Below are 25,119 nucleotides of genomic sequence, written 5' to 3' on the forward strand. Positions count from 1 at the left end.
TACTGGCTTCTTTTAAAAATCAACCAGATGATTTCTTAAACTATATTGTAATAGACTCGCGTAACTTTCTAGTTTTAATTTTTTTCTGACATTGGCTTTATGAACCTCTACTGTCTTAACAGAGATGAAAAGGCGTTCGGCGATTTGTTTGTTATTATAGCCTAATGCGATCAGGGGCAGGATTTCCTTCTCGCGTTTTGACAGACTGGCATATAGCGGGTCTTCTTTTTCCAAGGTAATCTCGCTCAACTCTTGCTCGCTATAGCCATCGTAGTATCGTTCACCTGCATGGACTTTTCGGATAGCTTTAGTCAAGGTTTCGTCATTCGCCGTTTTCAAAATGAAACCATCGGCTTGAGCTTCCACCGCCTCGCGTACATAGGAACGGTCATCATACATGGTTAAGATGATGACTTTGACTTGGGGGAAGGTTTCCTTCATCCGTTTGGTCGTCAAAAGACCGTTCTCCCCTGGGGGCATACTGATGTCCATCAAAACAATATCAATGGCGCTGTTTTCAATAATCATAAACGCCTCATGTCCATCCGCAGCATCTGCCACAACATCCATATCCGGCTGTGCATTAACTAGGAAAGCCAAAGCGTTCCGTATCATCATATGATCATCTGCGATTAAAATCTTCATGTCTCAAGAACCTCCTTCAAAGGAACCTGAAGTTGAATCCGCGTTCCACACTGTGGTTTAGAATAAATGTTTATCTCGCTGTCAATGGAGTGAGCCCGCTCTTTTAAATTGGCCAGCCCAAAACCGCTTTCTTTATGCTCCAAATCAAATCCCACACCGTGGTCTTCTATTTCAATCATTAAGTCATCTGCTTGAAAAGAAAGATGCAAATCCATTTGGTTCTCACCTGAATATTTCATCGCATTGTTGACGGCTTCTTGAATGATTCGATAAAGCGTGATTCGAACAGTTTCACTGATTGGCGGCTCTTCTCCATCAATCAGCAGATCAATCTCAAATCCGGTCATCTCACTGATTCGATCAATAAATTGTTCCAGTGCATGAACCAGCCCAAACGCATCAATCGTCAACGGACGCAAGTCACTAGCCATAGTTTTGATTTCTGCTAGCACTTCTGAAAAATGCTGATCGATTTTTTTGAACTTCTCAACCTGTTCTTCCTCAGACAGCCATTTCAATCCTCGGGTTTCCAGCATTAAACTATAAACACTTTGAGCAATCCCATCGTGGAGATCTTGCGCGATTTTTTTTCGTTCATATTCCCGCGCATTATTTAAATAATCGAAAAAAGATGCTTCTCTAGAAAAACCAGATCTGGTTCGTATTTGTAAGATTTTCTGTCCGTTCTCGTGATGAACGCTTCCCCAAAATTCTTCACTATTCCCATTTAAATCTAATAGCACAAAGGGAAATCCCAGAGGCGAAACTTGACCAGATAACGAGCAATTTAAGCACTCTTCTTTTGTGCTGTGGAGTGCACACCCTTCACCTCGGCTGATCTCTAAAATTGATTTCACACTAAATTGATGTTCTTTTTCGATTTGTTCTGCTATCTGTGTTGCGGCCACTACTTCATCCGCTTGATCCAAGATCCATACAGCTTCTTGAATGAGATGAAATAATGACCTAGGCCATTCACTCATCCATTTCCTCCTTCAACAACTGTCCCAATTCAACTGCGACAGCTTCTAAATCTGCTCGCTCAGCCAAATCAACGACATGATTCTCACGATACCCAGTTAATAATACCGCCTTCACTTCACCTTGATCGATTACTGGAGTGGCTAAAGCAACCTGCAGCTTTTCGAGTCGGGCAATGGGATACTCGATCAATTTTTCCGGCTGCCCAAGAATCCCTTGATCTAATTGCGTACGTGCCGTTTTCCATACCATACCGGCGATTCCTCTGCCTATTTGCAAACGGATCTTTTGATATGCCTCGCTATGATTGCCAGTCACATACAGCCACCGAATCTCCTTAGGTAAATGTTCTTCGGCTACGTTGCAGGCGATACCCACAAAATCACACGCCGCTTGCTGCTGATATTCTTCCACCCATTTTTGAATGGTACTCATAATGACTACTCCAATTCCCTATATTTTTATCTTAGGCTTGTTGATCGTTCATGAATTCACTATTATAATACCAAAGTCTCAGTAATAACCCTATAAATAAATATTTTTCAATGGAGGAAGAGCCCCTTGCGTAAAGAAGTATCCTTGCTAAACTTGATTTTGATCATTACTACGACGGTCTATTCTTTTTCCAGTATGACGACCGCTTTCTTTATGATGGGCAGCAAATCGTTGCCCTGGTTCCTTATTAGTGCTTGCTGCTATTTTATTCCCTATGCACTGATCGTTGCTCAATATACCAAGAAGTATGGGGATCGCTCCGGTTCCATATATGATTGGCTGAAAGACTCCTTGTCGGCCAAAGCCGCTTTCGTGACCGCTTTTTTGTGGTATTGCAGTTACTTTATTTGGATGATCAGTCTGTTCATGAAACTAACGATTCCCTTATCTATTTTGCTTTTTGGAAAAGACTACACTGGACAACTGAATTGGTTCGGCTATTTTTCTCAATTTTGGATCGCCGGTTTCTCAATTATCATCGTTCTTTTATTAACCTATATGATTAACCAAGGCTTCCATACAATCTTGTCATTTCTAAAAATCAGCAGCTATGCGATGATCGGACTCCTAGGCTTGTCGCTAGTCAGCAACGTGTTAATCATCTTGCATAATCCAACCGTTTTAGGAATTAATTTGTACAATAGTTTTCACACCGGAGGATTTTTTTCAGCTTCCGATAATCAGTTAGTCGGCCAGCTGCCATTTTTTATTTTCTCGATTACTGCGTTTGGCGGCTTAGATACTGTCGCCAGTTTAGCAGATCGAACGACACAAAGCCGCACTAGATTTCCTAAAGCGGTGATTGTCAGCGCGGGCGTAATCTTTTTGCTCTATGTTTGCGGAATCTTTCTTTGGAGCGGCGCAAGTGATTTAAGTCAACTGCGGGAAAGCAGCGCTCTTCATCTGGGCAATCTGATGTACGGATTGGTTCATAATATGTCGCAGGAGGTAGCCTCCGCTTTACAGCTCTCGGCAAATCAGACGTATTTGGTTACACAATTTTACACACGCTACACCGCGCTTACAATGCTTTTAGCTTATATCAGTTTACTATCCTCTATTACCTATGGACCGTTGAAAAGTCTGATTCAAGGAACTCCGAAAGAGCTGTGGCCCGAACGGTTTACTCGCTTAAATCAACGGAAAATGCCTGAAAAAGCTTTGTGGGTGCAAGCAGTTTTACTGATTTTATCTATTGCATTTATCGCTTCAAATAATTCCTTCATCACAGAATTATTCAACCAATTGACCTATATGACAAACGTCTCACGGGCGATTCCTTACTTTATCGTTGCAGCAAGCTTTCTCTTCTTTTTACGTAAAAATATCGCCAGTCAAACTGACCTGTTCATCCAATCACGGAAAGTAAATCAGCTGCTTTCTCTCAGTGTCTGTGTCAGCATTTTTATCGCGATTCTCTTTCAAATTTATGAACCATTAAAACTTGGAAACTATTCAAACTTTTGGTCATTAATTATAGGCCCAGTAATATTTAGCCTGTTCGCGATAATTATTTATCAGCGATTTGAGAAAAGCTTTCCTGCAGAATAAAACGAACAGCGGCTAAGAAATCTAGGTTTCTCAACCGCTGTTCATTTTTGCCCAATATTTTTTTCAATACGCATGTTCTTCTTTAGATTTCTTAATTCTTCAAACAACAACTGAAAGTGTTCATCAGGCAACAATGGCTCGAATTCCTCAGATTGTTCGATCCTATCGCCCATCTCTCCTTATTTGTTGAAGCTGACCATTTCTGTTGCAACCTCTTCTATGATTAGACTGTCGCCAAAAACTCCGAAAATTTCTCCAAGCCGGCGATCAATTCTTCCGTCCTGCAGCCATAGCCGATTCGAATACAAGATTCAAATTCAAAACAATCACCGGGAGTAAATAGCAGTCCATGATTGTTGATCAACTCAAGACATAACGATCTGCTTGATCGGTCAAAATCATAATAAAGGAGTGTCACTGTTCCCGCTTGAGGTTTTACATAAGAGATATGGGGCTCCTTAGCTACCCATTCATTTAGAATTTTTAAATTTTCGCGAATGATTTTTTTGTTTCTTGCCAAGATTTTATCCTTATTTTCTAAGGCGATCGCGGCTAGCTCTTCATCAATCATCCCGCAGCTGATAGTGTTATGATCGCGATGCAGCAGACATTGCTCCAAAGCGTCTTTATTTTTCGTCGCGATCCAGCCCAAACGCAAGCCCGCTAATGACCAGACCTTAGACATGCTGCTGACACTGATCCCCTTGTCATACAAATCAGCAATCGATGGACTTTCCACCTCGTCTTGTGTCAATCCGCGATATGTTTCGTCAGAAAGAATATACGCGTCCGCTTCTTTGGCGATCGCGATGATTTCTTCCAACATATCCCGATCCATCAATGAGCCGGAAGGATTGTTAGGATTATTGATAATGATCAGTTTCGTTTTTTGACTGACTAAGTTTCTTACATCTTCTAAGTCAGGCAGAAAATTGTTTTCCGGTGTCAACACATGCTGCTTTACAGTGGCTCGGAAAGATTCTGGAATAGAATATAATTGTTGATAGGTCGGTAAAATCGCGACCACTTCGTCTTCAGGCTCTACCAACGAGTACAAGACTAAATGATTAGCGCCGATCGCTCCATGAGTCGTCGTAATATCCTCAGTTTGAATCGTTTGATACAGAGAAGCGACCCCCTTTTTAAACCGCGGGTTGCCAAAAATATGGCCATAAGTCAGCCGTTTTTGTGTCAATTCATTGAGTGTTTCTTGCTTGTCCAATCCAGCGATTTTAAACAGTTCATCTATACTGATCGAATCGACACAAGTTTCACCTGTATTGTAAATCGCCTTATCTTCGTGCTCGTTCATCCATAATTCCACTTTGAATGGTGCTATTTTCATTTGAACGCTCCTTTATTTCATTAATCTTTTATTAACAAAAATACATCATTCTCTTATTATAGAGAATCCAATAGAATCTAGCTAGAGATATTCCCACCCTATTTATTTTTGTAAAATTTTAAAGAGCATAATCATAAAACGATTGATTACACTCTTTTATGAAGCTTATTCTATTGTCTATTAAAGATTTTCAACGCTTGTACATAGTCCTCTTTCAGTGCCTCTGTCACTACATCGATACACTGATCTAAGAAATAATCCTGCGTGTCTTCATTATTCAAGAAGTTTTTCAAAGCGATGGCTCCCGCTTTATTCGTATACGTATAATAGTTGATTTTTGTGATGCCGTTTTCGATCGCTATTTGATAATCTTGGGCTTCGACTCCCGAACCACCATGCATAACTAGGGGGATTTTGACTGCCTCATAGATTTCTTCCACGCGCTTCAAATCCAGCTTTGGTTCTTTCAGATAAATTCCATGAACTGTCCCAAACGCGACTGCTAAGCAATCAACACCCGTGGCTTCGACAAATTCTTTGGCCTGAAGAGGATCCGTATAGATAGCCATATCACCGATCTGATTATCATCCGGTGCGCGTCCTTCACCGCCGCCTATCGAAGAAGTGAAAACATGCCCCAATTCCGCTTCCACACTGACTCCTAAACTATGTGCTGCTTTCACGATTTCTTTTGTTCGTGCGACATTTTCTTCAAAAGGCAGATCAGAGGTGTCGATCATGACAGAAGTAAAGCCCAGCTTCATTGCCTGCATGATCACCTTGAAACTCCGGCCATGGTCTAAATGAACAACTACCGGAACTTTGCTGCGTTGAGCATATTGCAGCATGATTGGTCCAATTTCTTCTAATGAGATCATAGAACCATGTCCTTCTGCATGCTGCAGAATCACTGGTACATTGAGCTCTTCGGCTGCTTGAATCGCGGCACGAACCATTTCTAAATTCGGGACATTGAATGCCGCAATCGCCTTTTTCTCTTTCCTAGCTTCAAGTAAGGCTTCCTTCATATTCACTAACATGCCATACACTCCTTCGATTTTTTGACTTCAGCAACGATACTATTTGCTAACGATCGCATCGTTTTATAGGCCATACTGTCCCGATTGATAAAATTGGGAATCAGCCAAATATCACGCGAATCATTTTCGAAACGCAGGACGACTTTGATACACCCTAAACGCTGCTTCTTTTTTTTCACAATTCTTTCAATTTCCTCTTCAACAACCTCGCAATTTAAAATCGCCGCCAATGGATAAACCTCTGGCTTCAAATTTTCTTTAGTATATTTTTTATGGTTCGGCAAACAAATTTGCTGATTGTTATCATCGAAAAAGATCAATTGATTGATCTTTCTAGAAATTTCAAAGGACGAGTCCACCATCTCTTCTTGCAAGTCCGCTAAAATAGTCAAAAGTTCTTTTTTATTTTTCGATTTGATCGTTTGAGTGAAATTGGTGCTGACTTTTTCATAACAATTTTTACAAACGTAGCCATCAGCACATTTGAACTTAATCCATTTTAATGGGCTGTAACAGAGCAAGCATTCCCTCATTTTTCGTCACCTCCGAAATGTAGTAACAGCTGAGTCATTTTTAAATATTTTTCATAGCGTTGTTGGTATTTTGCAATAAGAGTTGGATCAGGTTGGATTATCTGGGCGTCATTCTCAGGAAACGTAAATTCTCCTTCAACACCCATAATTGCTAAGATCGCCGCACCATGGACTGCTTCTTGAGAAGTTAGTACGCGCTTGATTGGATACCCTAAAATATTGGCAAAAATTTTGATCCACAATTCACTTTTTGCTCCACCGCCAACAATGGTGAAATATTCTGGTTGTCCCTCATTTTTCATCCTTTCGAACAGCTGCCGGATACCAAAAGCCACCCCCTCCAACACCGCTAGATACATTTCAGCTCTGCCGGTTTCCAATCCTAGTCCAATAAAAGCGCCTCTTAAATCAGGAGCAGCAAAAAGAGTTTTCTCTCCATTCATATGAGGAAAAAAGAACACCTCATTCGTTCCAAGCAAATTCAGCGGAATTTTTTCCTGTTCTGCCAGATAATTATCGGTTCGCAAGATTTTTTCCAGCCACCAGCTGTTGATTTTTGCTCCCGCCTGTACAGTTCCCTGTGTAATGATCGAGTCATCTTCTGAAGTGATTTTAACGACAACATTCTTCCCGTTCGATTTCAATTGATGCTGATTATTAGGAATGACCACCACACCGGAGGTTCCTAACGAAATCAGCGGCTGCCGATTTTCAAAGCTCTCAGAAACTAACGCAGAAGCTGGATTATCGCCGGTTCCTGAAACGATTGGAATAGACTTTTTAAGATTCAGCCGCTTACAGATATCTTTAGTCAATTCACCAATAATGGCGGAAGAGGGGCGAATATCCGGAAATAGATGACTGTCCAATTTAAATAGTTCCTGCACTTCTTTAGACCAATGATCCGTATGTAAATCATACAATGAGGAGGTTGAAGCATCACAATAATCAGTCGTATAGGTTCCTGTCAGCTTCAACTTCAGATAGTCTTTGGCGATCAAAAACTTAGCGATCTGCTGAAAATGGGTCGGCTCATTTTCCTTCACCCATAATAAGTTGGCTAAGGGGCTGCCGGTGGACACGATTTTCGCGATATGAGCTGCTTTCTCACTGCTTTTTAGGCTTTGTTTAATTTTAGGAAGGTTTTCTTTGGTTCGATTATCATTCCACATGATAGCTGGCCTGACGGAGAAACCGTGTTTGTCTACAAACACGGTCGTGTGCATCTGACCAGTGATCCCAATTCCCCTGACTGTCTCGGCAGGAATTCGTTGAAATAATTCTCCTAATCCCTTCACTGCAATATCGACCCAAATATCCGGCTCAATCTCGATCCAACCTTTATGAGGAGTCAAGTAATCATAAGCATACTGCTCTTCAAAAACCGTTTTTAATGACTTGGTTAAGGCAGCCACCTTGATCGATGTGGTTCCGATATCTAATCCAACATATACAGACGCACACATTTTTCTTCCCACTTTCTGCTAATCAAAGGTAATGATCGTTTTCAGTGTTTCTGGCCGCAACGCATATTCGAATGCCGCCACAGCCTCAGTATAATTAAAGGTCTTCGCTAATAATGGCGTTACATCAACGATCCCCTTGGCGATCAATTGTACGGAACGATAAAAGGTCGGGATCTTTGGACTGACTGTTCCGGTAATCAGTTTTTCATAAGAATGGACAGCTCCCATATCGGTAGGTACAGGATCATTGGGATGCAGCGAACTGAACATAAAAGTTTGTCCGCCAGTCGCGGTAAAATCTAGTGCCTGTTTGGCAATCTGCGGAAGTGCAGTCGTATTGAAGACAACTTCCGCGCCGCGCCCTTCTGTTTGTTCTTTGACAAAAGCCACGGCATTAATTTTGGTCGGATCAAAGGTCACATCTGCTCCTAGGTCCTCTGCCAGTTTTCTACGTTCGGCATTGGGTTCACTGAGAAGCACACGCGTTCCAGACAATTTTGCCAAAATCACATGGAATAACCCCATCACACCACCACCGATAATGACAACATCCTGACCAAACATCAGCTGTGCTCGCTCCACACTATTTACCACACAGGCCAAGGGTTCAGTAAAGGCACTATGGGTAAACGGTATTTCTTTCGGATATTTATAGAGATCCCGGCCTTTAACAGCAACATATTGCGACATCCCTAAAAAACCTGAAATACCATCTGGATTTTGAAAGGTCGTTGATTTTTCGACTTCAAGACAAAGATTTTCTCTTCCTGTTTTACAATAATGACATTCACCGCATGCAGGAATAATGTATTTCACTACATGATCCCCCACATCAAAATGCTCTGGGTTTACATTATCTCCGATTTCCACTACTTCCCCACTGAATTCATGACCGCCGATTCTAGGATAGGTGTACTTCATGTCGCCCAGATAGTCACGTAAATCATTGGTACAGAGGCCGTTCGCTCTGACCTTCATTAATATCTCGTCGCTTTCAAGCTCAGGCATTGGCAGCTCTTGGATCTCCAGCTGCTTGATTCCAGTTTCAACAATTGCTTTCATTTTCTCGCTCCTATCCTAAAATTCCAAAGAACCCTGTGACAATCCCGACAACCACGATCAATCCGATGATTTTTAATGAAGACCAGCCTTTTTTCATTAAGAAATATATCAACATCGTAAAAGCAAATGGCAGGATATTCGGCATTACCGCATCTAAGAATTGTTCCTGAACCTTAAAGGTCGTTGTGGAGCTGACGATTTTTAGTGCTACGTGCATTTTTACATAGCTGGAGATCAAACCACCCATAACCATACATCCCATGATTTCAGCGCCTCGCAGAACCTTGTTCAGAATCCCCTTCTCCAGAAAGTCCATGACGGCGTCTGCCCCGGCTCGATAACCGAACATGAAGTTGGCATAACTCATTCCCCAAGCAATCGCGATAATGGCTACAGCGTAAATGATCGAGCCCCAAATCGTCCCCTTCAAAGTCAAATCTATACAGATCGCCAGCAAAATCGGAATCAGTACTCCTTGAAAAATCGTATCGCCGATCCCGGATAAAGGCCCCATCAAAGACGTTTTCAAACTGGTGATAAATTCACTCGGTATCTCGACACCTTTGGCTTTTTGTTCTTCCAATGCGATGATCATGCCGATGATACACGCCCCAAACTCAATGTGGACATTGAAGAATTCGATTTCGCGTTTCATCATTTCTTTTTTCTTTTCCGGATCATCGTTATGCAGTCGTTTTGAGATAGGCACGAACACGTGAGCAACCGCTTGTCCCATCATACGTTCGTAGTTATAGCATGTTTGCGGAAGGTTTTCCCAAATCAGCCAAGAGCGGAATAAATCTTTCTTACGAATCAAACTTCCTTCTGTCTCTTTACTCATAGATCTCATCCTCCTCTGAATCAGATTTATTGCCTGTGGCTTGGACATAGATCAGTGCTGTCAACCCAGCGATAACACCTAATGGTAATAAGTCCAAACCGGAATAAGTCGCTAAAATGAAGCCTAAGAACAAGAAGACACGTGCTTCACCTTTAAAGATGTATTGCAACGTAATCGCTACCCCCAAAGCCGGCATCATGCCACCAATGACAGTAAAGATCGTTAAAGCGGTTCCACTCAATGCTTCAATAAGTCCAGAAATGTAGCTTGCTCCAAAGTAGGCGGCTAACCCACAAGGTATGATCGTGATCAGTGCCGTCATGAGCTGGGGAAAGAGAACATTGGCTCGCCAAATTTTATGATATTCCCCTTTTTCAATATAATTATCTGCTACATGTACAAACACTGAACCAAACGTCATCCGCCCATACCAGACAATCGTCCCTAACAATCCGATTGGTACAGCGACAGACAATGCTGTTTTAGCATCCAGTCCGCCAGTAATCGCAAACGCTGTTCCTAAAATACCAGCCAGTGCCATGTCGGCGGGCATTGATCCGCCTGCAGAAATAAAGCCTAAGTAAACTAAATTGATTGAAGCACCCGTCATCGCTCCCGTTAATGGATCACCTAAAATAATACCTGTAATAAGTCCGCATACCAGTGGCCGCTGCAACGACCATAACCCGACGAAGGGCAGATTTCCTATCGCTAGAAAATACACGACCCCACATAGAAATGCTTGAAAAATCGACATACCTTTTTCCTCCTTTTTTATAATAGATTCGTAATCTCAATCAAACGCTGCTCTGGTACTAATTGGTAAAAAACGTGGACTCCCTTCTCTACCATTTGACGAATCGCATTGACTTCCGCTTCGTCACACGCCACATTTTTGATAAATGGTTTCCGCTCATCGCGGATACCCATTCCCCCAAGATTCACCTGTGGCAATTCAATTCCTTCTTCAACGAGTTTGGCATAAGTGATCGGCGTTTTCGTTAGTAGTAACACACGTTCTTTTTCGGTGAAGGGCTTCTTCAATTCTGTGATGCCTTCTTCTGTTGTAAAGGCATCCACTCTTACTTTCGTTGGTGCTAACGCTTTCAAAATTCTCTTTTGAAATGGATCGCTAGCTACGATGTCATCGATAATGACGATGTGGTTGATGCTGTATGTTGGCGTCCAGGCCGTGACTACCTCTCCGTGAATTAAGCGATCATCTACTCTGGCAAATACGATATTTTTCATGATTCTCTCTCCTATCCTATTTTTTATTCTTCTAGATTGACACCTAAATAATTATTTACATCAATAAAGGTCGCTGGTGCTTCCCTCAATAATTTGGCACTAATCGCTTCCGCTGTATTTTTTTCATTCATTCTAGACATGAATGCCTCCAGTACCATCGGTAGGTTCATTCCGGTAATATGACGGATCGGATAATCCCCCATTAACGCGACCACGGCATTGAAGGGACTGCCGCTAAACAAATCCGTGAAACAAATGATATCTTCTCCTCCGCCAAATTCTTCAATTGCGGCCTTTAGTTGATCCTTTAATCCGCCAATATCATCTTTAGGGTACAAGCCAAATGCCTTAGCATTTTCTTGATTTCCGACGATCATCTGCGCACTTCCTAAGAGACTTTTCGCGAGATCTCCGTGGGACACAAAAATATAGTTCATGCTACATCCTCCTATTTCACTAACTACGTCTTAAATATATTCGTCCAGCAGGTGGGAAAGATTTTCCTTAAAATTTTCAAATGTCGGATCTTTGATGACTCTGTCAACAAAGCCCCTTTCTTGAATGATTTTGGCTAGATAATTCCACAGCTGAAATACTTTCGCATTGTTTTTTTCAATCGCCACTAACATAACTAAACGTACCTTGTTGCCGTCTGAATCCCAATCAAGTTCATTTTTCAAAAGAATCACAGAGACAAATGTTTCAGCAAGGATCGGATTGATCGGATGTGGCAGCGCGATTCCATTTCCAAAATAACTGCTGCCCAGTTCCTCTCTCAATTCAACCGCCTCTCTTAGTTGAAATACCTTATCGCCAACTTTTGAAACGGAGATGGAACAAATCTTATCCAGCACTTCATTTTTTTTCGTGAACTGTCCAAAATGGAACAGCTCTTCATCAAATAGATTAACGATCTCAAACTTATCGTTGAACCCGTCGATAGCGAGTTTGATCTTAGAATATTCCTGCTCACTCGGAAAGAAACTAATCAAAATTGCACCCATTTGATCTGTCAGTTCAGTTTGCTCTGTTGTAAAAATGACATCATAATCCTCAATATCCAATGACGTTATCTCGTGAGTATTGACTAACGTCAACACGGTAATCTCATTAGAAAACCAGGTAGCGAATCGTTGCCGCAAAAGAATACTTTCACTGCGCTTCAAACTTGTAATGATCAAAATTCGTTTCTTGCCGGAAATATCATTGTACTTAGCTAAATATTGATTGAAGTAAATCGCTAGATAAGCGATCTCGCCTTCTTCGATTTTCTTTCCAATTGAATTTTGTAGTAACAAACACATGTAAGCCGCAATATCAAACCCTAAGGGAAACGACTGTTTGATTTGATCCAATAATTGATTCTCATTTTGAATGTTATACTCGATCCTCGTTAACAAAGGCATTAAATGCAACGCTAATGAGATTCGCAAATCAATCTCCTGACGAAAATCAATATCAAATTTTTCATTAATTTCCTTTAAAGCTTGAAGAATGAAGGTATTGACTTCTTCTGAAATGTAATCATCCTTTTCGTAGTCGCTCTTTCCTTTGATATAGATCGCCAGATTGAGGATCTCTTCCCTCGAAATCTTGAAAAAGGAACGCTCAGCAAGACGATGAAAAATCTCTACCGATACTTCCATCTCGGAGTCAAAGTCATCCATTCCTTCAAATTCTTCGGAACCAATATAAAAACCATTGTTCATCCGTTTGATCGCCATCTCAATGTGAACGATCAGGTTCTGAAAAAGTGTTTCTGATATATGGAAATGATGTTTCAATAGAACACTGACTAAAACCGTTTCAATATCTTGACGAATGGTTTCTTCGGTACCCATGTTGCTTTGCTCCTGATGAATATCCAAGTGTCCCAGTTTTAATAAGCATTTTCGTTTATCATATTCATTTCCTCGAATAAAAATCCCAGAATTTCTTTTTCGTTCAACACTCAAATGAAAATTATTCAACAGCTGATCGGCTTCCTTCAAATCCGTGTTTAATGTTGAGGATGCGATAAACAACTGATCAAGCAATTTTTGACGATTGATCGGTCTTTTCTGATTCAACAATAAGACACATAATTTTCTTACTCGATCCGACTGATTCGATTCACTGACAACTTCTTTCTGATAAATCGCTGATTGTAATGCCGTATAATCTTTAATAATTAATTGACTGCCTTTAGAGGCGACAGAAATCAGTTCGGCATAACTGGTAGCTGTTAAATGCTCTCGCACGTTCTTGACGTCTGATTGGATCGTTCGCATACTTACATGAAACTTGTCAACAAAATGGTCAGCAGTTAAAAAAGAGGGACTGTATCGTTCAAATTCTTGAATCATTTCTTTTTGCCGTTTATTCAGCACATTATCCCCCTCCTTGATTTAAAAACTATTTTTCGTTTATTTCAGTGATGATTGTCTTCACTCGCGCTTCGACATTTTCAATCGCCAATCTTGAAAGCGACATAATGTCAAACTCATTGTGATTGCTTTCGTAGGCCTGTCCGAATGTCCTGATAAATGCTTGACGAAGATCAGAACCATAATTTACTTTAATCAGATTTTGTTTTTTCGCGCTTCGGACTTGATCGAAGGGAATTCCGGAACCGCCATGCAATACTAATGGGACTGAGGAAATGCCCGCGATTTCTTTCAGTAATGGGAAATCCAAATTCGGCGTCAAGTCCATTCCATGAACATTCCCGATCGAAACCGCCAGCAGATCACAATTCGTTCTTTCCACAAACTCTTTCACATCTGCCGCATTCGTTTTGGCATCTTCTTCAGAAATATGATCGTCTTCCTTCCCGCCGATCGCTCCCAACTCCGCCTCAACAGGGATACCATAGAAATGGCAATATTCCACCGTTCGTCTGACCTCTTCAATATTTTCCTCAAAGGACAAATGTGAGGCATCCACCATGATTGATGTAAACCCAGCTTCGATACACGCCTTCACATCTTCAAAACTTTTCCCGTGATCCAAATGCAGCGCGATTGGAACAGAAACATCCTTCATCGCTGACTTGACCATATCCGCTATGATCTTCGGACTGGATAGTTTTAGATTACTCGATGAGATTGCGATATAGCCACCTATTCCTTTTTCCTGGTAACCGCGAATAATACCGGCTGTTAATTCATAATTCGTTGTGTTGAATGCAGGTAGGACCAACTGCTTTTCTTTCGCATAGTCCATCAACTTATAGCCATTCACTAATTGCATGTTGTCCCCTTCTTTCTCTCTTGCTATCTGAATCATATAATGAACGCTGCGCTGTGGGCGCCGAACATTCTGCAAGATGAATCATGCAATTTTTTCTATAATGGAATCGCGGCTGAGCAAATACTGAATTAACACTTTTATTAGTAGGGATTTTGAGGCTGATATCCAGATGATCGAGCGAACAGAACGCTTAAAAAGCTTGAAGTGACAGAAAAATTGCAGGATGAATCCTGCAATTTTCATTAGTTGAAAAAGCATATTGATGATGGTTCTTACTCTCTTTTTTAACTGTTGACCATGACAGCTGTTGTATAACTTGATTATCTCAAAATTTTTCGCCATTGAATATATAGTTCTCGGCTTATATTTGCAGAAACACCCTGTTGAATACGAACTACACATTTGCGCTAGTAAAGTGATCCATTCATTTTTCAAAAAAAATAAATACCTCCTAGTTTCAAAGAAATTTTTCTCTGAAGCTCGGAAGTATTTGTTATCGATTTTCAATTCTTTATACAATAAATAAGCTAAAGCGCAGACTGAACCTGTTCAACTTGAAACAGTTCAATCCAATAGCGTTTTGCTCGTATTCATTAAATTCATTTTGTATTGATCTGAAACATTTCAATTTCATGAATCGCATCTAGAAGTTCTATTGATTCAGTTAAGGTATAATCTGGGATAATTTCTCCGTATTCGAAGTTATGTGATCTACGATTCAAATAAATGCTATTCCAGCCGACTTTTTTGGCTCCTACAACATCGTTGATAAAAGAGTCCCCAATATAATAGCTCGTTTCAGGAGCTAATCCTAAGCGCTCTTCAGCAACCTTGAATATTTTAGGGTTAGGCTTCAATGCATTTACTTCTCCAGAAATAATCCAATTCTCCTCAGCAATCCATTGATCTAGTCCAAGGAGCCTCATCTTGTTTCTTTGTTTTTCGCCTGGGCCGTTCGTTATTACCCCAAGGAAATATCCTTGCTTTGTACAATAGTCTAAAATACTCCTAATTGATTTTTCCAGCTCTATTTTCTGTTGAAAGTCTGCATAGCTCTTTTCAAAAAAGAAAGCTTCGTCCCTGCTCAAAGTATAGTTGAAATGTTCAAACGTTTTAGTCGTACGAAAAATTCGCTTTTCCCACACGCTCATTTTGCCATTTTGAGTATTCTCCATTAATGAATCATTGATTTTCCTGGAGTATTTAAACATTTCCTCAATAATTCCCCTGTTGTTGATACGGAAGGAAAAGCATTCGCTAAACGCTTGTTTGAAAGGGGCTAATTGATCATACAGAGTATCATCCACATCAAAAATAAAAGATAAGCACATTCTCTTTTCTCCTAAATAGTTTCTTTCAAGTTATGATCAGAATGAAAAATAAACAATGCGTACGTTCAACCATTCTTACTTCCAATACAATTCAATCTGCTTAACTGTAACGATAATTATACAATAAAAGCTGAAGAACAAATCGAAGTTGCAGAAAAAATATTTCCACACTGCCTTCGCACTCAATCAAATCTGCACGGCATTAACTAATTAATCATTTACTTTTAGAAACTCAAAAGATTTTGAATGTATATTATGCATTCAGGTCAATCAGAGGTTTATTTCTTTTTTTTCCTTGAATTGAAGTTATCTAAAATATGTCGATAATACTTATTCTTTTTTTTAGCAGCTGGATGATTCATAGATGGTGCCTGTTTTTCTGTTTCTTTTTCGGCAACAGGAGCTGCCGATGCTGAAGAAGGGATCAAATTAGATTCAGGCGAAACTTTAGTTGTTGCTTCCGAAAACTGGTGGCTCTCCTTTTTATCTACAGCCGCAGGAACAATCCGAGAATCCAAATCTGTTTGCTGGCCAATTGTTCTATTCGGCGATAATTTCTCAGCATTTTCCTCATTGGAATCAGAAAATACCTCATCGTCCAAAACAGTTGCTGCCTCAGCCAAGATTTTTTCGATCAATACAATCAAGTCGCCCTTAGTCAGTGAATGCAGATCAAAACTTGCCGCTAAGTTGAGTTCATCCTTTAAATCATTCTCGTGTTTTACCGACTCAACAGCTGTCGTTTGGGCAGATGTCTTCTGGGTTTCTTTTTTTGGCGACTTCGAGCTGAAAATCGTTGTTGTTCCTGTGCATTCGCAATCTAGGAATTTTGCAAAGCTGCGCACTTCTGCCTTGTTATGAAAAATCGTTAATATTGTCAATATTCTAAGCATCCGTTTTGCTTCTTCGAGGGTATTCTTGGGATCTGCATCTCTTAGCTTCCAAGTATGTTTTTTCCCGTTGGCATCTTCAAAAATCGATACCAGCAGATAACTGTCATACGTATCCGCAGGTTTTGCTGTGCCTCTATTTTTAAGATAGCTGTCATATAGCCGGGTCTTTTTTGTGGCTTTGAAGTACTTTGTTTCATTTTTATATAAACGCTTGATGATAGTGTGCCATTCCTGCTCATTTACATAGTCTTTCAAGAATGGACATAAGTTTCTTAAGGTGTCACTCGGCTCAGCTTGAAAAAGCAACTCCCGCACAAGTTCTTGGCAAGGTAATGAAAAGTCACTTACTACTAAAGCATTTCGTAGTAAAATCGCTACGATATATTCAACAAATAAATCCACATTTTGGCTCTCTTGCCAAAATTTGTGCATTTTAGTTTCCAAACTCGTTCTCTTCATTGTGAAAATCTGCCTTCTTGTTAATTGCTTTGCCTCCATACAAACCGCTCCTTTTTCATACTGTATCCGTTTTCTTTATTCTCTCTATCATGCACTAAAGTAGGTCATTTTTGGTATTCAACTTTTTTCAAAAAAATAAAGGATTTGCCCACCTAGTGTTCCGAAAAGATATTTTTATATTAGTTACCATCGTTATATTTTATTTATTCAAATAATAAGCACGAGGGTTTATTTTGCAGAAAGTCTATAGTTCTGAAAATATGAAAAACACACATATAAAGGTGCATCCGACATCTTAAGAAATATAAACTTTTAAACACTATTTTTCTTTGAAAAAAGAGAATTTTTTTCAATTTGCACTTGTTTCCGCTTTTCTGTCGAAAAAATAGCAGAAACTCGCAGCGAATAACAGCTATTTGATAAATCGAGCATTGGCCTTTACTACCTCCTGTGACTATCCCTTATACAAAAAAATGAGACTTTCAGCTACAGTGAAAGTCTCAACAATTCTATACGTTTACTTTATTTGAATTTCGGATACGGCTAGTAACACCGCTCAGATTGTAGCATTCAGCATAGTCACGAATTGGACGTTTGATGTGATCCACGACATACCGCTGACCATCAATATTGTGCTCTTTCAAATTCGCGTACATCTTTTCGATTTCAGCTTTTACTTCGTCATCATTGAACGTATAGTGACCAGCGATATCTAAGATTTCAGCCTGAAGCTCTGCGTCATTCTGTGTCATAATTTCTTCAACAGTCAGCTCCTTTTGTTCACCGACCATCCATTTTCTCCAACGTTCACTCTTGATTGCATGTTCCAATAATACCTCACGAGTATTCGAGACATCTTTGACTAATCCATACTTCACTAGTTTTGCCTCTACTGCTGCAAGGTTTAAGTAAGCCCGTGTTTCTTCGGTACCATATTGAGGAGCCACATTTGTTGCTGTTATTTGTGATGGGATGTGCTCTAATAACGTTACATCATCCAAGTAATCGCCGTTGTGCTCCTTTAAGCCGACGCCATACGCTTTTGCCATTTGTGCCAAATCGTACGCATTTTTGAAATTGAAGGTTCCCACTTGTTCTGTTTTACGGGTCAACGTTCCTGTTTGTCCAACAATGAAAGTCGGCATTGGTAATCCACGTTTTTCCAACTCTTCTTTTAAACGTAAAATAAATGTTTCGTACGTTGCCGTTGAGGTTAATCCACCGTTCGTTTCTTCTGTTCCTACTTCATAACCAATTTCTGGTAAATTGCGTGCTTTCCGCTCTTGTTCACAGAATTCGATCAAATCCACGGTCCGTTCTAACACGGTATCTAATGGAATGACTTTTCCTACTTCAAATGGATCTTTAGTCGGGTCGATCATCAGCAAGTCAAATCCAGCTTCAATATCGGCAACGTAAGATTGCTTTCCTAATTCCATTGCTTTTTCAATCGGCAAATGATCATTTCGTTCTTTATCACGTTGCCATGGTCCGCCATGGTCACGACACAAGTAGTACAAATTATCATATCCGATTTCTTTTGCGACTTCTTCTACTGCTTCAGCAAACGTGAATTGATTCCAGCCATTCACATAACCTCCGCCTAGTTCATCCGCATCGACTTGATTCCGGCTAGCAATAAACATTACAGGGTAATCATCGTCTTTTGATAATTCAAGTGTCGCCTGTACACAGTTTTTTGACATCGGTCCAATTCCCAGTAAAGTAGCACTCTCACCAGTTGCCTGCAGATCTAGCAAACCTTCTACAACTGTTTTAATCGGTAACTTTTCCATTTCCTGACATCTCCATTTCTTGTAATTAAATTTAAGTCTTCATTCTTTATCACACCTAAATTATAGGATGGAAAAAGCGACGTGAATATTACATTTGTCTGCAACAAGCCAATGCATCAGCACCTCGACTTGTTGCAACATTTAGTCGAACTTGTTGCAATCCGACAGACTTCTTTGATGTCTTTATCGTTATTTATAGCGCTCGATTGGTAGTAAACTGAGCGGTGACATTTTTATACACAGTAAGAAATTCACTCTAAAAAAGAGACACCTCACTATTTTGTGAATGTGTCTCAACCTTTTTGCCATTATTAAAATGAATTACTGGAGATGGTTCAAGCTACTTCGCTACCTCTGCTTGTTCTGCAGCATCTGCTTTTTTCTCTTTACTCTTTTCATCAACTAAACTCGGCTTCGTAAAATGCAGAATTCCGGCTGAGATAACAGCTCCGACAATGATCGAAAGCGCATACCACAATTTCCCGTTCACTACCGGCAGAATGATGAATCCTCCGTGAGGAACTAGTGCTTCGACACCCGTAGCCATCCCCATCGCACCGCCAATAGCACTGCCGATGATGATCGCTGGCAACACTCGCTTAATATCCTTTGCGGCAAAGGGGATCGCGCCTTCTGTGATACCGATCAATGACATGAAAAATGCGGAAATCCCTAAGTCTTTGTCTTCTGGCGTATATTTTTTTCGATCAATGAATGTTGAGATAGCCATTGCCAATGGCGGAATCGCACAAGCAATTCGGTGTGCGCCATTGGGACCATATACGCCCTCTGCCATCAATGCTAAAGTAAAGGCCGTCGCAGTTTTATTAATTGGCCCCCCCATATCGATAGCGGTCATCGCACCTAAGATCAGACCTAGAATAAGCGCGCTGCCGCCCTGCATTTGACCCAGCACTTGAACCAGCCAGTCCATTGCTACTCCAATTGGCACAGAGATGACATAAATATAAACCATTCCCAATACAAAAGTCGTCACAACTGGTACGATCAAAATCGGCATGATTGTTTTGATCGTTGAAGGCACTTTCCAAGTTTTGCACCAGCGAACAAAATAACCAGCGGCTACACCCATGATCATCGCGCCTAGAAAACCTGTCTTAACTTGCCCTGTTCCGATTGGATTATTCGCTACAAAACCTAAGATCATCCCTGGAACTAATCCTGGTTTACCGGCTAATGAATTTGCAATATAACCCGATAGTAACGGGATCATCATCGCAAAACCTGCTGCACCCAAATCATTCAAATTTTGCATGAAGGGACTGGTGATTTCCATCCCAGCATCAGTAGCTTTCCCCGTAGCTAAGGCTACCGCTAAGAAAATACCGCCGACCACAACCGCTGGTAGCATGAAAGATACTCCAGTATTAAAGGCTTTTTGTAAGTCTTTAACGAACTTATTCTCTTTTTTCATTTTTATAAGTCTCCCTTTTTATAATTTTTCAGCTGCATCAATGTATTTAGCAGGATACTTGATCATATCGCCGGGTTCCACGGTTAACGTTTTACCTGAATCAATTTTTTCCTCAAAACGTTCGCCATCTTCCACATCAATCGCCACTGCCATGATCAAAACGTCTGCTTGATCGATGTCCTCTTGCTCTAACTCGTTTTCAATCCCCATGCTGCCTTGCGTTTCTACCTGTACTTCGTAACCACGTTTTTTGCATTCTTTTTCAATTGCCTCCTGGGCCATATACGTATGTGCGATCCCTGTAGGACACGCCGTAACTGCTACTATTTTCATTTTAAAAATTCCTCCTTATTCCTATTAATGTATTTATTTTTCTTTCAGAAAAATAAGTTTTATGTTCATGCCGTATACCATTCTGCTAGCTTTTACATCCTTCTTTTTTCTGTAGCCCTTTTATTGTCTTGGCTTTGAGATGAACTGCAAAAAGCAGAACTGGCATCCTTATTCCTATTAATGTATTTATTTTTCTTTCAGAAAAATAAATTTTACGTTCATGCCGTATACCATTCTGCTAGCTTTTACATCCTTCTTTTTTCTGTAGCCCTTTTATTGTCTTGGCTTTGAGATGAACTGCAAAAAGCAGAACTGGCATCCTTATTCCTATTAATGTATTTATTTTTCTTTCAGAAAAATAAGTTTTATGTTCATGCCGTATACCATTCTGCTAGCTTTTACATCCTTCTTTTTTCTGTAGCTCTTTTATTGTCTTGGCTTTGAGATGAACTGCAAAAAGCAGAACTGGCATCCTTATTCCTATTAATGTATTTATTTTTCTTTCAGAAAAATAAGTTTTATGTTCATGCCGTATACCATTTTTTTAGATTTCGATCGAGCGTAGTTGTTCATAAATTTTATTTTTATCTGTTTCAGTCAATAACTTTTCTCTAAACTCATCGTCTAATAATTTTTTACTTAATTGCGAGATAAACTTTAGATGCATCGTTCCTTCCCCATTTTTGGGAACACCGATCAAAAAGACCAAACGAACCATTTCTTCATTTTCTTTCGTCCACTGAAAGGCCTTGTTTACTCTTAAAAATGCGATAAATGGTTTCAGCACAGCTTCTGTTTTTCCATGAGGAATCGCAATATCATACCCGATCGCTGTCGGAACCTCTGCTTCGCGCTTTTTCACTGCCTGATACAAATCATCAGCGTCTTCTACATATCCGACAAATTCTGCTGTTTCTACAATATGCTGGATCGCTTCATCTTGATTATCCAACGTGCTATCTAAAAAAATTAAATCCGTCGTAATGACACCTTTACCGCTTTCCTGAACATTCTCCACATTAATCACTCCCAAGTTTTCTAAACAACACATCATTTGTGGTTGCTTCTCGTAATTGCTTTAGTTGCTCACTACTATCAATGATGTTATAAATATCTGACAAAATATTCCGAGTTTGGAAGGTATCCTGTTTTGCAATACAGATTAGAAACACCAGATCAACATAATATTTATTCCACTTAAACTTCTTTTTATTTTTGATCAAAACGATGATTGTTTTATCAACATGAGTCGAATTTCCATGGGGAACCGCTGTACCTGTAGGCAAGTCTGTTCCTCCTAATGCTTCCCGTTCTTGAACCGTTTGAATAAATTGCTGACTCACAAACCCATTCTCAATCAAGACATCGCCCACTTGTTCAATCAACTCTTCTTTAGAAGAAAAATCGGTATTCACAAAAACAAAGTCTTTATCGACAAATTTCATCAAATGGTGGGCCCGAACTAATTTCAATACTTCATTGTCTACGGTCGGCAGAAACTCGGAATGTTTTATTCGTTCAATATCTTCCTTTGTCAAAAATGGCGAAACCAAAATGACATCCTTCTTGGGAAAATCCACTTTAATAGTAGAGATGATCAGATCATAGTCATCCAGATTCATTTGTTCTAATTCCGCGACTGAAGCCACGTCAAAGGTATCCAGTGACGGCAAAACATTTTTTATCCGATTGATCAACAACTCTGAAGTCGCGATTCCCATTTGACAAACGATCAAAATTTTTCGATTCATTCGTGCCCGCTCGATTGCCGCTTGGAAATACATCGTTAGAAACGCGATTTCGTCTTCATTAAAACTGATTCCTAATTCTTGCTCATATTCGCTTAGTACTACCCAGATGACGTTGAAGGTCAAAGAGAATTCATTCTTTATCTGTGAAGTAAAAGGATTCTCTGTTTTATTGTTTGAGCGCAAACGATAGATCATCGGCGGAATATGATTTTTCAACTGCTCTTCTAATTTCTGGTCACTGGCAAAATTAATATTCAACGCCGCCGATACCCTTGATAGTAATCGTTCAACGATCACTTCATCAATCTCTTCTTCTGGTAGAGGTTCAAAGCGGTTCGAGATCAATTGCAACGACAAGTAGTGAACATCTTCATTGGTATAAGAAAGTTCTAACCGCAAGGCCGCTTTATGCAGCATTCTAACTGCGCTTTCCTCAAAGAAAATGGTGGTTTCACTTGAAGCGGATTTCTTTAACTCCTCGATATGGTGCCCTTTAGTGATTCTAAAGACTAGAATAATAAAGATATTCAAAATATTCTGAACATAATAATCCGAGATAGCGTTCACATTTTCTCGGATATACGTATACAAAATATTCGAGCACACGCTGATCAAACTTTCTCCGTAATAAGAATTCAACAACTTGATTTTTTCTGCAAAGTCTTCGTCATAAAGCTCCGAATTACTCAATAGATAGCGATTGAATTGTAATAACGCTTTCTGAGTATCTTCTTCTGTTCCCAATAATGACGTTCCATGAATATCGCTACATAGTTTGATTTTTGATCCAACATTCAGAATCTTCATGATAAACTCAAAATCTTTTATAATAGAAGTTTTACTCACCATGAAATTATCCGATAAGTGGTTAAAACTAACTACCTTTCCTTCAAACAGCAGAATATTCATGATTTCGATTCTGCGATTGAACGTATTGTAGAGGTCACTTCCTTCTTTTTCTTCCTTGATCACGCCAACTTCTTTAAACCGTTTTAGTGCAATCCCAACACCGCGCTTTTTTTCAAGATATTCTCCCGAGCTTTGAAGATATTCGTCAATAATCCCCAATTCGCTATGTGTTGTTCGTTTAGAGACACCCAGTTTACTTGCAAAATACTCTACAGTCTGAAAATCACTCTGCTGCGTCAACAACTCCAGCAATTCTTTTTGTCTTTTGGTAAGCATAATGACACACTTCCTAACTATCTAAAATAAAGGCCTTAATCTTTGATAGCGTTATCATGATCATGACTTTATTATAGATGGGCTTTTTAAAATTGGATATTACAATTCGTTGCAACAAGTCGCTACAACATCCATCGAACTTGTTGCAGATAGTACGGGTACAACAAGTGATTCATCTACTTATATTATAAGTACAAACAAACACGAATTGGCGAAGAACTCTATAAAAGTTTTCTTTTCATTCGAACATTGCTCACAACAAAAAAGACCACCGCTATCTACAACGATGATCTTTCTTAATTTCTCACAACGACTCATCTATCAAAAGATAGAGTAATGTCGCCAGTATAAGGATGATTCTAATATGAATATTAATTTTCATTAAGAAGAATAGCAGCAGAAGTCCCAAACAGCAACCAATAACAACTAGCCTTTTTCTCATAGGTAAACGCCGATATAGCCGCCGCCAATGGCCTTGTAGTAATCTATTCTTTGTTTTCCTCGATAGGTCTTTGGAGGAACTCCTTTAAACCATTGCTTCAATGTCACCGCCCGTTCCCTGATATCTCCTGTTAGAATATCAAGGTGCTCCATATCTTTTTCCGCCCCAAACGCAGACACCGGAGTCGCTGTCAGCACACTTAACAATAAGACGACTATCATTTTCTTCTTCATCGTCAATCCCCCTCCTGATACAGTTAATTATATAGGGGATTCGATCGACTTTATAAAAATTATCCTAAACGCTCCTTATCTTGTCTTAATCGTTGACTCAAGCTGTTTTATCAAACGAAAAGAAAGCAGGCATTTCTCTCCATTGTTCATTGTGACTTCCCGCTTTTTCTTATCAATCAGCTCAATATTCTTGTAATTGATCACATAAGATTTGTGGATGCGAACAAGCGAGGGGGACAAAGTCTGTACATCATTGATTTTCCCATAAAATTCCAACGTACCATTGTCCAGATGCAGGATAAGCTTATGAGGAGTTGATGCTGTCTCAAAAAACATGACTTGCTGCAGATCAAACACACGAATCTGGCTCCCAATCTTCAACTGCACAAAATCATCGCCCTTTGTCGCTTCCTTTTGATAGTGTCGTTGTGCTTGAATCAGTGCATCTTGGATTTTCTCCCGAATTTCGGCAATCTCGCCTTCTTTTAGAATATAATCCATTGCCTCTACCTTGTACTTAAAAGTCAGAGAAAGAAGCTCGCTATGAGTCGTGATAAAAACGATTTTCCCATGTAAATCTTTTTCTCTGATTTTCGCACCCAATTGGATACCGTTCATCGCACACTTCAAATCTACATCTAAAAAATAAATCCCCCGGTTATCCGGATGCTCATCTAAATAATCAATGATATCCTCCGGCTTGTCTGTACTTAATTTAATCGTCATATCAAGCTCTTCAATCATCAGATAGGTTCGAATAAATGATTCAATTTGATTTCGTTGAATCAAATCATCTTCACATATAAAAACACCCAGCATC

Annotated in this window: 25 protein-coding genes; 1 reads left to right on the forward strand and 24 read right to left on the reverse strand. The window is 39.9% G+C overall.

Translation table 11 applies throughout. The features are described from left to right. Nucleotides 1-12 precede the first annotated feature (12 nt). Genes IGI38_RS08425 through IGI38_RS08435 form a run of 3 tightly spaced genes read right to left on the reverse strand, consistent with a single transcriptional unit; the run spans nucleotide 13 to nucleotide 2,061 of the window. Entirely contained in the window at nucleotides 13-645 is a 633-nt protein-coding gene (locus IGI38_RS08425) for a response regulator transcription factor (protein WP_438728776.1), read from the reverse strand. Beyond that, nucleotides 642-1,628 (reverse strand): sensor histidine kinase, encoded by a 987-nt coding sequence (locus tag IGI38_RS08430; RefSeq protein ID WP_438728778.1) that lies wholly within the window; start codon nucleotides 1,626-1,628, stop codon nucleotides 642-644. Before IGI38_RS08430 ends, IGI38_RS08425 begins: the two co-directional genes overlap by 4 nt. Further along, nucleotides 1,621-2,061, reverse strand: coding sequence for a GAF domain-containing protein (locus IGI38_RS08435; protein ID WP_438728780.1), 441 nt, complete (start codon nucleotides 2,059-2,061; stop codon nucleotides 1,621-1,623). The genes IGI38_RS08430 and IGI38_RS08435 overlap by 8 nt, the downstream gene beginning before the upstream one ends. A gap of 126 nt (nucleotides 2,062-2,187) precedes the next feature. Here IGI38_RS08435 and IGI38_RS08440 point away from each other — a divergent pair, with 126 nt between their 5' ends. Then, a complete protein-coding gene (locus IGI38_RS08440) occupies nucleotides 2,188-3,672 on the forward strand; it encodes an amino acid permease (protein WP_438728782.1) in 1,485 nt (494 codons plus the stop codon). Between the two features lie 41 nt (nucleotides 3,673-3,713). Here IGI38_RS08440 and IGI38_RS08445 read toward each other — a convergent pair whose 3' ends face one another. The 21 genes from IGI38_RS08445 to IGI38_RS08545 all read right to left on the reverse strand — a co-directional run bounded on the left by IGI38_RS08445 (nucleotide 3,714) and on the right by IGI38_RS08545 (nucleotide 25,118). Continuing rightward, nucleotides 3,714-3,845 (reverse strand): hypothetical protein, encoded by a 132-nt coding sequence (locus tag IGI38_RS08445; protein ID WP_438728784.1) that lies wholly within the window; start codon nucleotides 3,843-3,845, stop codon nucleotides 3,714-3,716. Between the two features lie 50 nt (nucleotides 3,846-3,895). Further along, nucleotides 3,896-5,017: an aminotransferase gene (locus IGI38_RS08450; protein WP_438728786.1), complete on the reverse strand. Its 1,122-nt coding sequence runs from the start codon at nucleotides 5,015-5,017 to the stop codon at nucleotides 3,896-3,898. Between the two features lie 170 nt (nucleotides 5,018-5,187). Next, on the reverse strand, nucleotides 5,188-6,057 hold the full coding sequence (locus IGI38_RS08455) for a class II fructose-bisphosphate aldolase (RefSeq protein WP_438728788.1): 870 nt from the start codon (nucleotides 6,055-6,057) through the stop codon (nucleotides 5,188-5,190). Continuing rightward, entirely contained in the window at nucleotides 6,051-6,590 is a 540-nt protein-coding gene (locus IGI38_RS08460) for a DUF4428 domain-containing protein (RefSeq protein WP_438728790.1), read from the reverse strand. Before IGI38_RS08460 ends, IGI38_RS08455 begins: the two co-directional genes overlap by 7 nt. Then, nucleotides 6,587-8,056, reverse strand: coding sequence for a xylulokinase (locus tag IGI38_RS08465; RefSeq protein WP_438728792.1), 1,470 nt, complete (start codon nucleotides 8,054-8,056; stop codon nucleotides 6,587-6,589). Before IGI38_RS08465 ends, IGI38_RS08460 begins: the two co-directional genes overlap by 4 nt. Before the next feature lie 18 nt (nucleotides 8,057-8,074). Continuing rightward, nucleotides 8,075-9,118, reverse strand: coding sequence for an alcohol dehydrogenase catalytic domain-containing protein (locus tag IGI38_RS08470; protein WP_438728794.1), 1,044 nt, complete (start codon nucleotides 9,116-9,118; stop codon nucleotides 8,075-8,077). Between the two features lie 10 nt (nucleotides 9,119-9,128). Then, the gene (locus IGI38_RS08475; RefSeq protein WP_438728796.1) at nucleotides 9,129-9,959 is read right to left on the reverse strand and encodes a PTS system mannose/fructose/sorbose family transporter subunit IID; all 831 of its coding nucleotides are present in this window, start codon (nucleotides 9,957-9,959) and stop codon (nucleotides 9,129-9,131) included. Then, complete coding sequence (locus tag IGI38_RS08480; RefSeq protein WP_438728798.1) at nucleotides 9,952-10,716, reverse strand: PTS mannose/fructose/sorbose/N-acetylgalactosamine transporter subunit IIC; 765 nt, start codon at nucleotides 10,714-10,716, stop codon at nucleotides 9,952-9,954. The genes IGI38_RS08475 and IGI38_RS08480 overlap by 8 nt, the downstream gene beginning before the upstream one ends. Nucleotides 10,717-10,733: 17 nt before the next feature. Beyond that, nucleotides 10,734-11,210 (reverse strand): PTS system mannose/fructose/N-acetylgalactosamine-transporter subunit IIB, encoded by a 477-nt coding sequence (locus IGI38_RS08485; protein ID WP_438728800.1) that lies wholly within the window; start codon nucleotides 11,208-11,210, stop codon nucleotides 10,734-10,736. Between the two features lie 23 nt (nucleotides 11,211-11,233). Further along, entirely contained in the window at nucleotides 11,234-11,647 is a 414-nt protein-coding gene (locus IGI38_RS08490; RefSeq protein WP_438728802.1) for a PTS sugar transporter subunit IIA, read from the reverse strand. Between the two features lie 30 nt (nucleotides 11,648-11,677). Beyond that, the gene (locus IGI38_RS08495; protein ID WP_438728804.1) at nucleotides 11,678-13,579 is read right to left on the reverse strand and encodes a BglG family transcription antiterminator; all 1,902 of its coding nucleotides are present in this window, start codon (nucleotides 13,577-13,579) and stop codon (nucleotides 11,678-11,680) included. A 25-nt stretch (nucleotides 13,580-13,604) separates the two neighbouring features. Then, entirely contained in the window at nucleotides 13,605-14,441 is an 837-nt protein-coding gene (locus tag IGI38_RS08500; RefSeq protein ID WP_438728806.1) for a class II aldolase, read from the reverse strand. A gap of 599 nt (nucleotides 14,442-15,040) precedes the next feature. Continuing rightward, on the reverse strand, nucleotides 15,041-15,772 hold the full coding sequence (locus tag IGI38_RS08505; protein ID WP_438728808.1) for an HAD family hydrolase: 732 nt from the start codon (nucleotides 15,770-15,772) through the stop codon (nucleotides 15,041-15,043). Nucleotides 15,773-16,050: 278 nt separating this feature from the next. After that, a complete protein-coding gene (locus IGI38_RS08510) occupies nucleotides 16,051-17,163 on the reverse strand; it encodes a hypothetical protein (protein ID WP_438728810.1) in 1,113 nt (370 codons plus the stop codon). A 470-nt stretch (nucleotides 17,164-17,633) separates the two neighbouring features. Continuing rightward, on the reverse strand, nucleotides 17,634-18,920 hold the full coding sequence (locus IGI38_RS08515) for a class II D-tagatose-bisphosphate aldolase non-catalytic subunit (RefSeq protein ID WP_438728812.1): 1,287 nt from the start codon (nucleotides 18,918-18,920) through the stop codon (nucleotides 17,634-17,636). Nucleotides 18,921-19,260: 340 nt separating this feature from the next. Then, nucleotides 19,261-20,355 carry a PTS fructose transporter subunit IIC gene (locus IGI38_RS08520; protein WP_438728814.1) on the reverse strand — a complete coding sequence of 365 codons (1,095 nt, stop codon included), beginning with the start codon at nucleotides 20,353-20,355 and terminating at the stop codon, nucleotides 19,261-19,263. 18 nt (nucleotides 20,356-20,373) lie between these two features. Beyond that, nucleotides 20,374-20,688, reverse strand: a complete 315-nt coding sequence (locus IGI38_RS08525) for a PTS fructose transporter subunit IIB (protein WP_438728816.1) — start codon at nucleotides 20,686-20,688, stop codon at nucleotides 20,374-20,376. A gap of 544 nt (nucleotides 20,689-21,232) precedes the next feature. After that, complete coding sequence (locus IGI38_RS08530) at nucleotides 21,233-21,742, reverse strand: PTS sugar transporter subunit IIA (RefSeq protein WP_438728818.1); 510 nt, start codon at nucleotides 21,740-21,742, stop codon at nucleotides 21,233-21,235. Further along, the gene (locus tag IGI38_RS08535; RefSeq protein ID WP_438728820.1) at nucleotides 21,708-23,624 is read right to left on the reverse strand and encodes a BglG family transcription antiterminator; all 1,917 of its coding nucleotides are present in this window, start codon (nucleotides 23,622-23,624) and stop codon (nucleotides 21,708-21,710) included. Before IGI38_RS08535 ends, IGI38_RS08530 begins: the two co-directional genes overlap by 35 nt. 438 nt (nucleotides 23,625-24,062) lie before the next feature. Further along, entirely contained in the window at nucleotides 24,063-24,299 is a 237-nt protein-coding gene (locus tag IGI38_RS08540) for a hypothetical protein (protein ID WP_438730373.1), read from the reverse strand. Nucleotides 24,300-24,374: 75 nt separating this feature from the next. Further along, nucleotides 24,375-25,118, reverse strand: a complete 744-nt coding sequence (locus IGI38_RS08545; RefSeq protein ID WP_438728822.1) for a LytR/AlgR family response regulator transcription factor — start codon at nucleotides 25,116-25,118, stop codon at nucleotides 24,375-24,377. Between the last annotated feature and the right edge of the window lies 1 nt (nucleotide 25,119).

It is taken from the genome of Enterococcus sp. AZ128 (assembly GCF_051714485.1).
Taxonomy (GTDB): domain Bacteria; phylum Bacillota; class Bacilli; order Lactobacillales; family Enterococcaceae; genus Enterococcus_A.